The following is a 12,254-nucleotide window of genomic DNA, read 5'->3' on the forward strand; positions in this document are numbered from 1 at the left end:
CTTATCATCCCGTGCATTAAGTTACCAGTTTTTAGACCGGGAATCCAAGCGACTGCTTCTAGACTAATTCTAACAAAGAAGAATCGCATTATTCATTCAATTATCATCATAAATGAATGATGACAAACCAAATATAAAAAAATATATCGGTACGCCAAAGCGTACCGATATATTTTTCACGAAATAGTTAATTGCATATATGAAAGAGGAATTAATTCCCGATATTAAAATTAAGATTGCAATTAGCTTGAACAAGCTATTGGATGCAACCAAAAATTTTAGGCCTAGTAATAACAATGACGAAGAAATTGCCAAAAGCTATAATAAAATCGCATTGGCCTCATTCTTACGAAAAGCTACCGTTTCAGATATTTTCAATGCAAAATCAAAAACAACGCCTACCTGCGGATCATTATTTTTAATTATCGAAGCAATGGGATATACCTTAAGTGACTTTGCCAAAATATATGATTCGGTCACAACCATTGATATTAAAGATTTCAAACAGCCTTTGAATAAAAGACAAGACGGCTAGAAATTCTACACTCCATTTTAAATAGTAACTTTAAGGAAAGGGACATGTAGCATATATCATAATGAGGTGTTCCCTAGCTCGAGCCCAGGTGGGACCAAAGAAAATGATTGCAAAGCCCTGTAAACATTAAGTTTACAGGGCTTTTTTCTTTATAGGGGACTAATCAGGGGATGAATATGCTTAAAATAATTTTGTGTTTTACGTTGTCCCGATATGAGTGCAATCCCTATCCTAAAAGTTCATTTTAAAATACTTTAAATTCCGTTATAGAATTTCTTATCAGTATTCATTATCTTAGTTTTTATAAGTGGGATATAGTTAATAATTATATCCAATTGTTGGCAAATATTTAAACACACTTTCAAACTATGAGTAAAATATTTCAAACCAATATTAGAAATTCCGATAGGAATTATTTGTTCACCCTTGATTGGGATGACAGATCTTTTGTGCAAGGTTATGTTGCAGTAGTTCGAGAAGGTTCTCTTGGAGAATTAGCCGTAGCTATCAATACAGCAGTATAAATAAGATTTAAGCATGGAAGATTTTCTTCTATGCTTTTTTATGGTTTGAGCAACAAAAAAGAAGCTCCGAGACAGTTAAACAAATTAGTGATATACTTATGTCAGTATAATTGATTGGACGCTTGGAGGGCTTTTTAAATAATCGATAAATGTACTTGATGGAGAGATTGTTATGAGGAGTTATGTGGGACAGAACTTAACTAAACAATTACTTAAATCAATGTTGTTCGGCGTTTTTTATAATGATGATGTTCTTATTTCTAGATGATTGTTATCATCATCATAATCGTCAGACTTTATTAATTCTAAAAACAAATATGTATCTTCTAGTCTATTTCCATCCTTATCGACCCATCTGCACTTTATCTCAAAAATCTCAGCTTCTTTACCTACGACAATCATTTTAATTTTTGTGTTCGATTTATGGTATACGCTATTCCCAATTTCAAAATCTTGGAATTTGTAATTTCTCATTATAATATTTTGTTAGCATCTAATTGATAGCCTGCTGCTGTTAATTCCTTAACTAATTTGAATTTCCAAGTTTTCGCATCATCAATAGAATTGTATAAAATTCCATGTAAGTCGCTAGGTAATTCAACACCATCTTCATACATAGGGAATACATTGCTACGTCCTAATTTTCCAATGAAATAACCCATTTCAATAATTACATTCTGTCTTGCTCTATATTTATCTTCGTCAGAAGTTTTAACTCTACCTAAATCATCAGCAGTTAATAAAACGACAGCAAACCCAACATCAGAATGAAGTTCAAATTTTTCAATTATTGTTTGTCCTTGATTTGGTTGTTCTGATAAGATGATAGGTTGTAGACCAAGCTTTTCTAAAGTTCTGGCCAAATCAATTTTGATGTGGTCATTATGTCCGTGAACAATAAATATTTTATTTGTTTTGGTAGATGCTTTTTTCATTTCTTGTGCACTTGGTTCCTCTATTGAGGATTTTAATAAATCGGCTTTTCCGTGAAGTTTTTTGAGGTTTGTGAGTTTAGTTTCGACACTTTCTTTAAAATTTAAAAGCTTCCCTTTAGGTCCTGGTCTATTACTACCAAGTCCAATTAACATTGCACATTTGTCATATCTGTCTTTATATTCATTGTACTCATTATTGAATGACTGTTTTAAGTATTCGGAATTGTAGTCATTCCAATGATTAAATTCATCTCTGTTTTTGTCAAAATCAGATTGGGTGGTTACTTTAAATTTTAAAATTTCTTCGCCTTCTTGAATTCTTTCTTCAAGCTTCTGAATGAAGTCCTTTCTAGGGGCAATAAGTTCAGTTGGTGGAGGTGGTGTATATTTTGAATTTTTTTTTGCCATATTTAATCTTGTTCCAAGTTTTCTTCAACTGACATAGAGATATAGAAATAAAATAACCTAAAATTAGAAATGTAAATTATTTCAATTCTAAGCTATATGCCCTTTATTCTTTTCGATGTCTAAGATAAAATTTTTTTCCACTTTTAGTTGATGAAATATCATTAAGTATTATGTCAAAAGTATATTATTTACATTTGTTTTAATCTAAAATAAGAGACTAATGAATAGATATATAAAGGCGATGGAAATCGGATTAGCTAGAGAAAAGGAAGGTATTAGCTATTTTGACATAGCAAAACAAGTTCAAAGTGAATTAGGCTTTCATTTTGATGAAAATTCAGAGTTAACGTTTTTAGTTTGGTTTGTCGATAATTTTAGTAGTCATGAGTTTAAACTCCCGAAGGAGAGTATTAGCAATTATAGATTTTACCTAATGGTAAAAAATGGTTATACTGAAAAAGGGTTAATTCAAGTATCAGCAAACATTGAGAACGATTTAAATGATAAGTATTGGCTTGACGGAAATGCATCCAAGCAATATTTAGACTATTTAGAATTACAGGAGTCTAGATTAGCATCTCAACAGGCACGGAAACAATCCAATTTTTCCATAGCAATAGCAATATTGGCACTTATAGTTACGTCAGGTTTTGGTTTAGCTTCTATAAAGTATCAACCAGAATATGCTCAACCACCATATGAAGTAAAAATAATTGAGAATTATCCTAGAACCAATGAATTGGAAAAGGAGAATAAACAATTAAGGGAGGAATTGTTTAAGGCTGAAATGATGGTAAAGGTATTGGAGGAAGCGGAGAAATAAACACATCAGTTTACAATTCTAGATAAATTAATATGTGGAATTATTTTTGGGAGCAAATCTATTCCACTACTAGAACGATAATCGCTTACCAATCTACCTATTACTTTCTCTAAAGAATTAAATTTATCATCTGATTTACCGTCTACCATGATTTTAAAATCTTTATCGTACGGATTTCCTTCATATAGCACAATTGATCTATCCATAGAGTATAAATACTTCCAATAATAGTATACAATCTCACCTTGAAACCATAGAAAATAACTATTCTTATTTTCATCTTGAATCGGATGTAGCAATTCTACGGTAATATCCAATAATTCTTGTAGTGATAATTGACGATTAACAAGCTTTTGATAATAACCGTTATTAGTGGTTGTCTTTAAAAGAATAATAAAAAGAATGCACATAGGATTTGCAGGGTCATGAATTTTCAATGACTTTACAACAATCGAAAATAACCCTAGCATTTTTTCTAATTGTCTCAGAGTTGGGGAGAAGGAATTTTGTATTAAATCCAACATGAAAATTAACCCTTCCATATCGGTTTCAAATTCTTTTGGCCTATTGGGATTTGAATAATAATTCTTTAAACCAAAATGATTAGTCAAAAATAAAGTATAATCCTTAACATTTGGTTTGGGTAATGAGAACTCTAGATCGATAAACCTTCTTAGATATTCATTTGAGTCGATACTTTCACTGCCATAAACACCTCTTATCGCATGGCCTAATTGAATTTTATCTATTGATAAAACGAAAACGATTCCCTCAACACTAAATAGATGCTTCATTTTTTCCAATACCTCCACGGCATAATTGGGTCTGCATCTATCTAATTCATCTATAACGAAAATGATAGGATTATCGTTGTCCAGGCTTTTTACAAATTCTTTTAATACCTCCCTAAATTCTTCAATACTATTCTTTTTTTTGTCAAAATCATCTAGGTCTTTTTGTAAACTTGCAACCGAATATTGTCCTAGGCCCTCAGCAATACTTTCTAAAGTTTTATCACCAGCAACCTTACCCATTGCATGCTTAAATAAACCTATACCAACATTCTTTAGTAATGGTATTACCTTTCTCAAAACTTTAGCAAAAAGATCACTAGAATCTCCTTTAATTTTTTTCAATTCTGATAAGATGGCAATAACTACTTCATCCTGAAAATCATTTTCCCAGGCATTAAAATATATGGTTACATAAGATTTCCTTTTTAAGTATTCCATCCACATTTTGACAAATGTCGTTTTGCCAGTACCCCATTCGCTATTAAGTGCTAATACAAAACCTTTGTTATAATTTTTCAAAACACTTGTAAGTGCATGGGCATATTGTTCTCTATCGAGTTGGTCACCATCAAACGGATTAATTTCTAAATTATCTGAAATGACGATTTCTTGATTTCTTAATTGCATAGTAAAAATTTAAAAGGGCATCCTTTTTTATTATTTCGATTTTCCAATAATAAACACAATTTTTGCAAACCACTAAATTTAATGAAATAGTATAGTAACTTAATCTGTTCTTGAGGACTTAATTAAAGGAAATTTGTAACCGGAAAATAACAATGTCTTATAATCGGCAAATAAGAATGTAGTGTTTTCGGAAAATAGTCATGTACTACTTTCGGAAAATAAGGATGTATGATCCAAGGCTTACTCTTTTGCCCCCGGGGGCAAAAGAGTAAGCCTTGAAGTCAAATTTTACTGTTTCTTGGACTGGAATAAAAAGACCAATCCTAGATGACAACAAGAGACTTAAACAATTGGATCATGTACCACGAAATTCACAAACTTAACGGGCTTGGATTTAGCAATCCAAAAATTGCCGATTACCTGGTTTTGGATACCAGAACAGTAAAGAAATATCTGTTAATGTCCGAAGAAGATTATGAAAATCATCTTTTGAAAGGGCAGTATAGAAGCAAAGTATTATCTCCCTATGAAACCTTTGTCAGGGATAAGCTGGACCGGTTTCCCGAGACTTCGGCCGCACAAATACATGACTGGTTAAAGGAACACCATCCCGAGTTCCCTGCTACCAATCCCCGCACGGTATATAACTTTGTGATGTTTGTCCGCCAGAAACACAACATCCCTATTGTTAAAGTATCGCGGGAATACTTCCCCATTCAAGAGCTGCCTTACGGGGAGCAGGCACAGATCGATTTTGGACATTACAATATGCGTCTGGTCAATGGAAAAAGAAAGAAGATAAGCTTCTTTGCCATTGTTCTTTCCAGAAGCCGGATGAAATACATTTGGTTTTGGGACAGGCCTTATACCGCTCTGGATGTGTGTCAGGCTCATGAAAAGGCCTTTGCTTTCTATGGGGGCATCCCAGAAACTATAGTATATGACCAGGACAGGACCATGGTAGTGGACGAGAATATTGGCGATGTTATTCTTACAGCTACTTTTAAGCAGTATACCAAATCCAGGAGCTTTAAATTATATTTCTGCCGGAAAGCAGATCCTGAAAGTAAGGGCAAGGTAGAAAATGTCGTTCAGTATGTCAAAAAGAACTTCCTCTATAACAGGTCCTATTGGGATATCGATACCCTTAATACCGAGGCTTCCTCTTGGTTGGCAAGAACGGCCAACGCGCTTGCCCATAACTTCACGAAAAAGATACCACAACAGGAGTATGACTTGGAGAAGGAATATATGAACCCTTATACCCCTTTGATCATTGAGAACAAACAAACCAAGGCTTATCATGTGAGAAAGACCAATGCCATTGCCTATAAGAGCAACTTCTACAGTGTTCCTATGGGGACATACAAGGGCACCGGCACCCAGGTGACTATAAAAGAAGTAGCTGATATCCTGGAGATCTACAGTGTCGACCAGGAACTGATCTGCAGCCATAAGATCTCTTTCAAGAAAGGACAGTTCATCGCCAATACCAACCATAAAAGGGATACTTCCAAAAGTCTGGATCAAATGATTCTACTGGCAACCGCTTATTTTACTGATAAGGACAAGGCGGCCCAGTACCTACAAAAAATCAACCAGAAGCTTCCTAGGTACCTCAGGGACCATCTACAGGTTATTTTAAAGGCCCTGGAAGGCATTGAAAAACAAGACGCCGATAGGGCTCTGGATTTTTGCTTGGAAAATGAAATTCTAAGTGGGTATGATTTTGAACAGGTCCTCTTTGTTAAGACTCCCCAGGCTCCCTTGTTACAAAAGGGAATCCGGCTCTTGGATAAAAACAATTTAGAAAAAGCCAACCAGATTCCGGAGAAAAGCGATCTGCGAGACTACGAAAATATCATTAATCAATAATGTAACTATGACTAAAACAGAACAAATCAAGCAACATTGTAAACAGTTAAAATTAACTGCCCTGGCATCCCATCTGGAGATTGCCATAGCGGAAGCTGAAAAGGAAAGCACCAGCTATTTAGAACTCATCAACAGGCTTATGGAAAAGGAAGTGGCGCACAGAAGAAAAAAGGATCTGGATAGACGCATTGTACAAGCACGCTTGCCAGGGAGCTTCGATCTGGACCTGTACGACTTCAGTGTTTCCAATGGTCTGGAGAAACAGCAGCTCAACCATCTAAGGGAACTTCAATGGCTGGAGCAAAATTTCAATATCATACTACTGGGACCATCCGGGGTCGGAAAAACATATCTCGCGGCAGGGATGTGCTTTGATGCGGTGGACAAAGGCTACAGAGCCTATTTTAAGAGCATGGAGGAACTGACAAAAATATTGAAGCTCAAGGATGTCACTAGAAGTGCTGCAGCTCAATACAAACGTATTCTTAAGGCACACCTACTGGTCATTGATGATATTATGATGTTCCCTGTTACACAGCAGGATGGGGTAGCATTCTTTAATCTTATCAATGAACTCCACGATAGAACCTCACTGATCATTACCAGCAATAAATCCCCACAACAATGGGCCGAGGTGCTTAAGGATGATGTACTAACAACAGCATTGTTGGATCGAATATTACACCGCTGTGAAATCATAAAATTAAGCGGTAAAAGCTATCGTATGGAACACCGAAAAACCATATTTGAAAATAAAGAAATTTAACCTAAATTGGACTCAAAATCATACATCCTTATTTTCCATTTTTAATACATCCTTAATTGCCGAAAACCTTACATATTTGTTTTCCGGTAACAGAAATTTTAGAAAGAATTGCTTTTTGTTTTTTCATTACTCCCAATTTTAAAACCTAAAATCCAAAGCAAAGTATGTATTACAAAATTTAAAATGTAGTTCCAAGTTGGATTTCCCAAGATTATTGGGATTTGATAAGCAAACCATGTAACTATGGCAATTGCCACTCCTAATGTTATGAGAGAGGCGAACCAAGCAAAAAGTCCTCCAACAGTCCTACTGTTGTTATGATATAGGGGAAGTAAAATAATAAATGGTAGTGCGAGTACTAAGGCATAATTTGATGAAAACACCATCCAAAATGGAGAAATATTGGATTTTTTACTACTGATTTTTTCGTCCGGTTCTAGGTCATTTTTAGCTGAACGATTAGAAATTTCTTTAAAATTACGAGATATGAATTCTGTATAATGCTCCTTAGTAAGAATTTTATTTTCTAGAATAATAATCTTGTTAAGTTTTTCAGTGTCTGATTGGTAATCATTTTTGAGGTCTTGGATTATTTCTAATTGACTAAGTTTATTGTTATAATGTAGATTATAACTGAAATCAAGTATTATATCTGTGATTATCAAAAAACCAATAATTGAAACACCAGCCGAAGCTCTAAATGTCCATGATTTTGAATTATCAAAAAGTAAACTAAAGAAATGCTTAATAGATTCTATCATTCAGCTGTTTTAAAGCAATTTTTGTTAATCCCTATTGGGCGGATACGATTATATTAATTTTGAATAATTTTCACTATACTCTTTTTAAAATCCTAATATAGAAATTTATTGATTAAGCTACCTCTGCCATTCTCAATTTTACAGCCCTAACAGTAACAAAGGCCTTTTTGGTATACTTGGATATTTTATTCATTGATAAACCATCTTTCAGAAGCTCTACGATATCTTTATGACGAGTTAGATAATCTTCATCAGTCATAGTAGCACCAACCTTTCTGCCCTTATATACGCCTTTGATTTTGGCGATTTTAATTCCCTGATTTTGTCTTTCCTTGATAGCTTCAATTTCCAAACCTGCAACCGAACCAAGAAGGTCAATAATCATTTTGGCGATACTGTTCATTGTACCATCCTCATTTAACAACTCCATTCTGATATTCTCGGCAAATATTTGCACCCCATTATCAATAAACCAATTTAACTGCTTCTGCATATCAACAACGTTCCGCCCTAGCCTATCTATTGAATGGATGATTACGTAATTGATTTTGCCCTCTTCAATGTCCTTAATTAATCGTCTTCCTGATGGTCTTTCGTTAAATGGTATCAATCCCGAAATCCTATCTTCATATAGTCTAACGTCTGGCGCAGTTTCACGCTGTCTGTCAATGTTTTGCTCGATGGATGATACTCTTGTATTTTGCTTTTTTAACTGTGCTTAGAGCTTCGGTTTTGGATATTGCTTTTTTCATGCTATTAACGTTTAGATTTATATTAGACCTTAAATATACATAGGAGTTATCGTTTAAACTACTGATTTAGAGTATATTATATAAAAAAAACCTCACTAAATTAATAATGAGGTTTTTTGTTTGATGTTATATGAGGAAATTAGTCAAAAAGACATGGGTCAAATCTAGTTTCATTAATTTTTATTAATCCCTTTGCAACATCCTCAATATGGGCAATTATATCAGGTGTGCTGAATTTAAAGGATTCGCTTGGATTTAAGCTAGCTTTTAATGCCTCCAAGGAAACGGACAACTCTTCGGCAGCTCTTTCAATAGCTCGTATTTGAAAATCTGGCATCTCGTCTTCAAGTCGAACATCACGATTGATAAAACCTATAAATCTGTACTCCAATTCACTGTGTGGTACTTCATCCCATTCTTCTCTAGTACATGGCTCTGAACTATATTGTACTTCATTAATAATTTTGGAATTTTTCCTTTAACAACTCTAAAGATTCTTGTTTCTTTAAGGTTGGTTGTCACAAAAAAATCTGCACCTGCCCAAGACGCATAATTATAGCCTTGAAAGTAGTCTTCTTCACGAATAGTTAAGTGTTCCGCTTTACATTCAACTACTATAGCTGCGTGATTATTATTGTTTTTATCTTCTTTAGATTTCCAGACGACTATATCTGCCATTGCTCTACCCTGGCCTCGTTGCGAATTATTCACTTTAACTTCTTGTGCCATTTGATCTGTTGAAAATCCATAATTTTCAATAAGACGTTGTATGTACTGCTGTCTTACCTTTTCTTCTGGTTTTAACACTAGCCATTTATCTAATAATGGCGCGTATATTTTGTTGTCTTTTATTTCCAAATTGATGTGCGTTTTTTGTTATGGCTGTAAAAACCATAAATCCGTTTTCGGTGAGTTGGTTGTAACAGTCTTGTATTAGCTTTTTTCTTTCTTCGCTATCTAATAAATGAATAAGAGCATAGCAAAAAATCCCGTCATATTTTTTGTCTTCAAAAGGCATTTTGGTTACAGAGCCGTGAAAAATGTTGATTTTTTTTCCATAATGTTTTTTGGCCAGTTTAATGGCTGTTTTTGAAATCTCAATTCCGCTTACTTTTATTCCATTTTCGATGAATGGTTGGGCATTTCGCCCATATCCAATTCCGGGGATGAGTATATTTTTTATGGTATTTTCTACACAAAAATCTTTTGTCAATAGGGCAGATTTTGAAGGTTCCATTCCCCACATTTCTTGTTTATCGTTAAATGTTGTTTCCCAAAATTCTGCCATACTATACACAAATTTTATCTTCTAATAATTCACATTCAATTCCTTTACGTTTTAGTTGTATAGTTATTGAATTAATATCAATTACTTTTCCTTCAATTCTTAAAATGGAATGACCACAAGGATATGGTTTGTTGAAATCCTCCAAGTCAAAATTGGATTTTACCTCTGGATATTCGTTTTCCAAAAATTGTAGAATTTCTATTGATAGAATTTCTGATTTTACGTTGGTCATAAACACTTCTACCATATCAAAAATTTTCTTGTGTCAATTCGTGATTTACTATTGCACCTGTTATCGTTCCACTACTAACTGCTATTGATACGGAACGCATCATTGTACTGTTGTCTCCACAAGCAAATATCCCTTCTTCTGTAGTTTTTTGCATAAAATTCACTTCGATGTGTCCGTTTTCCGTGATTTCACAACCTAACGTTTTAGGTATATTTGAATTTTGCTTAAAAGGGATAGAAGCATAAGCACAATCAAAGTTTTCAGAACTACCATCTTTAAATACGATTTTTTCTAATTGTCCATTTTGATGTTCTATTGCAGAAATTTCCTTTTCAATGATTTGAATATTGTGTTGTTTAAACTTTTCCAGTTGGTTTTCTTCAAAGTCTTTTGCCCCTGAAGTGATTATCGTGATTTCTCTGGTTAAATTATTCACTAAAGAAGAAAGATGTAGTGCTCTTTCTCCATTGGCAATTATGGCAGTTTTCTTGTTTCTTATTTCGTATCCGTGACAATATGGGCAATGCACAACTGAAATTCCCCAACATTCTGAAAAACCTTTTATATCTGGCATTAGGTCTTTAATTCCTGTTGCTAAAACCAATTTCTTTGCTGTAAAAACATCCCCTTTTAAAGTGGTGATTTCAGTTCCTTTATTACTTTTTTCTCCACTAACCGCAAGTCCATCATAGAATTTTATACTGTCGTATTTTGTTACTTGACTTTTTGCAATTTCAGAAATTTCCTTTGGTGTACTTCCGTCTTGAGTTAAAAAATTATGTGAATGTGGTGTTTGCCGATTACAGGGTTTTCCTGCATCAATTATCAAGGTCTTGCGAAGTGAACGACCTAGAGTCATCGCTGTTGAAAGTCCTGCATAACTTCCGCCTATTATGATTACTTCAAATTCATTTTTATCCATATTGTTATTGTGTTGGGCGAAGCGAGTTAATGGTCTGGGCAGTGTAAGAACTAAACTGACACTCCAAATAGATTTATTATCTCTCTTCTTGTCATTGATTGATGTAATAAATGCGAAATTGTCGCAATAGTGTTTTGGCAAATATACATTCTTTTGTATTATTGCAACATGTTCGCAATAAAATATGAATAGAAGAAATACACCAACAAAAGAAGCAGTACTGAATTTACTATTAAATTCAAGAAAGGCGTTAAGTCAAGACGCTATAGAAAGGCAGTTGGATATTGAAATTAATAGAGCTACAATTTATAGAGTATTAAACAGATTTTGTGAGGATGAGATAGTCCACAAAATTGTTGCAGAAGACGGAAAACAGTATTTTGCCATTTGCAAAAAATGTGAGAATCCACAAGAAGTTATTCAACATCATTTTCATTTTCGTTGTTTGTCGTGTGATACGATTGAATGCCTGCAAGTTCCTGTTGAGTATTCAGTTCCCAATGGCTATGAAGTTCAAAATGCAAATTGTGTTCTGATTGGGGTTTGTAATGACTGTTCTTAGGTTTTATATTGGCACCAATAACTGGATATAGCAGCTAGTTACTATATTTCTTATAGGTCTATTTTAATAAATTTATTTGTTGGCCTAGTTATTAATTAGATGGTTTATAGCTCTGCTGCCCCCTACCCTATTCTGTGGGGTCTGGCTATAGTTCGTTTGCTTAATTTTATGGAACTAAAGAAAAACAATTCTTTAAAAAGTAAATAGCGGGAAACCGTTGAGGGAAGCAGAATATGATATCCTAAGTAGGTTGCGCTGATAAACAAGGAATGGGCTAATGAGAGATGTTAATGATTCTATAACCCAAAATCAACATTATGTATTGAGCCATTACTGTCCCATTAAAATCTAAAATAGTTCTTTGAAATATTTGAAATATAGTTAGTTACAGAGGTTTTTCGATTAAACGGATTTCAATTTTAACTTTTGCAATTCTTATACAGATTTGCA

The 12,254-nt window shown here is 34.0% G+C and carries 16 protein-coding genes; 6 read left to right on the top strand and 10 right to left on the bottom strand.

What is annotated here, in order from left to right; translation table 11 throughout:
* The first annotated feature begins 199 nt into the window (after positions 1-199).
* Complete coding sequence (locus QSE00_RS19525; RefSeq protein ID WP_286107173.1) at positions 200-535, top strand: hypothetical protein; 336 nt, start codon at positions 200-202, stop codon at positions 533-535.
* 368 nt (positions 536-903) lie between these two features.
* Positions 904-1,059 carry a hypothetical protein gene (locus QSE00_RS19530; protein WP_286107175.1) on the top strand — a complete coding sequence of 52 codons (156 nt, stop codon included), beginning with the start codon at positions 904-906 and terminating at the stop codon, positions 1,057-1,059.
* A 237-nt stretch (positions 1,060-1,296) separates the two neighbouring features.
* Here QSE00_RS19530 and QSE00_RS19535 read toward each other — a convergent pair whose 3' ends face one another.
* Entirely contained in the window at positions 1,297-1,533 is a 237-nt protein-coding gene (locus QSE00_RS19535) for a hypothetical protein (protein ID WP_286107176.1), read from the bottom strand.
* The gene (locus tag QSE00_RS19540; protein ID WP_286107177.1) at positions 1,533-2,402 is read right to left on the bottom strand and encodes a nucleotide-binding protein; all 870 of its coding nucleotides are present in this window, start codon (positions 2,400-2,402) and stop codon (positions 1,533-1,535) included. Before QSE00_RS19540 ends, QSE00_RS19535 begins: the two co-directional genes overlap by 1 nt.
* Before the next feature lie 220 nt (positions 2,403-2,622).
* On the opposite strand from QSE00_RS19540, the gene QSE00_RS19545 reads away from it, so the two are divergent.
* Entirely contained in the window at positions 2,623-3,225 is a 603-nt protein-coding gene (locus QSE00_RS19545; RefSeq protein WP_286107178.1) for a hypothetical protein, read from the top strand.
* A 5-nt stretch (positions 3,226-3,230) separates the two neighbouring features.
* Here QSE00_RS19545 and QSE00_RS19550 read toward each other — a convergent pair whose 3' ends face one another.
* Positions 3,231-4,646 carry a KAP family P-loop NTPase fold protein gene (locus QSE00_RS19550; RefSeq protein WP_286107179.1) on the bottom strand — a complete coding sequence of 472 codons (1,416 nt, stop codon included), beginning with the start codon at positions 4,644-4,646 and terminating at the stop codon, positions 3,231-3,233.
* 327 nt (positions 4,647-4,973) lie between these two features.
* On the opposite strand from QSE00_RS19550, the gene istA reads away from it, so the two are divergent.
* Both istA and istB read left to right on the top strand, forming a co-directional pair.
* Positions 4,974-6,521, top strand: a complete 1,548-nt coding sequence (gene istA / locus QSE00_RS19555) for an IS21 family transposase (protein ID WP_286107180.1) — start codon at positions 4,974-4,976, stop codon at positions 6,519-6,521.
* Between the two features lie 7 nt (positions 6,522-6,528).
* Entirely contained in the window at positions 6,529-7,287 is a 759-nt protein-coding gene (gene istB, locus QSE00_RS19560; protein ID WP_286107181.1) for an IS21-like element helper ATPase IstB, read from the top strand.
* A gap of 98 nt (positions 7,288-7,385) precedes the next feature.
* Here the strand turns inward: istB and QSE00_RS19565 are convergent, their stop codons facing one another.
* The 7 genes from QSE00_RS19565 to QSE00_RS19595 form a co-directional block, all read right to left on the bottom strand.
* Complete coding sequence (locus QSE00_RS19565; protein WP_286107182.1) at positions 7,386-8,048, bottom strand: hypothetical protein; 663 nt, start codon at positions 8,046-8,048, stop codon at positions 7,386-7,388.
* A 112-nt stretch (positions 8,049-8,160) separates the two neighbouring features.
* Positions 8,161-8,730: a recombinase family protein gene (locus QSE00_RS19570; RefSeq protein ID WP_286107190.1), complete on the bottom strand. Its 570-nt coding sequence runs from the start codon at positions 8,728-8,730 to the stop codon at positions 8,161-8,163.
* Positions 8,731-8,939: 209 nt separating this feature from the next.
* Positions 8,940-9,191 carry a hypothetical protein gene (locus QSE00_RS19575; RefSeq protein ID WP_286107184.1) on the bottom strand — a complete coding sequence of 84 codons (252 nt, stop codon included), beginning with the start codon at positions 9,189-9,191 and terminating at the stop codon, positions 8,940-8,942.
* Positions 9,173-9,658, bottom strand: a complete 486-nt coding sequence (locus QSE00_RS19580; protein ID WP_286107185.1) for a type I restriction enzyme HsdR N-terminal domain-containing protein — start codon at positions 9,656-9,658, stop codon at positions 9,173-9,175. The genes QSE00_RS19575 and QSE00_RS19580 overlap by 19 nt, the downstream gene beginning before the upstream one ends.
* Positions 9,615-10,088: a class I SAM-dependent methyltransferase gene (locus QSE00_RS19585; protein ID WP_286107186.1), complete on the bottom strand. Its 474-nt coding sequence runs from the start codon at positions 10,086-10,088 to the stop codon at positions 9,615-9,617. Before QSE00_RS19585 ends, QSE00_RS19580 begins: the two co-directional genes overlap by 44 nt.
* Before the next feature lies 1 nt (position 10,089).
* A complete protein-coding gene (locus QSE00_RS19590) occupies positions 10,090-10,335 on the bottom strand; it encodes a hypothetical protein (RefSeq protein ID WP_286107187.1) in 246 nt (81 codons plus the stop codon).
* Between the two features lies 1 nt (position 10,336).
* Positions 10,337-11,242: an NAD(P)/FAD-dependent oxidoreductase gene (locus QSE00_RS19595; RefSeq protein ID WP_286107188.1), complete on the bottom strand. Its 906-nt coding sequence runs from the start codon at positions 11,240-11,242 to the stop codon at positions 10,337-10,339.
* A gap of 184 nt (positions 11,243-11,426) precedes the next feature.
* Between QSE00_RS19595 and QSE00_RS19600 the strand changes: the two genes are divergently transcribed.
* Complete coding sequence (locus tag QSE00_RS19600; protein WP_286107189.1) at positions 11,427-11,804, top strand: Fur family transcriptional regulator; 378 nt, start codon at positions 11,427-11,429, stop codon at positions 11,802-11,804.
* Positions 11,805-12,254 lie beyond the last annotated feature (450 nt).

Source organism: Arenibacter flavimaris, from assembly GCF_030291335.1.
In the GTDB taxonomy this organism is placed as follows: Bacteria; Bacteroidota; Bacteroidia; order Flavobacteriales; family Flavobacteriaceae; genus Arenibacter.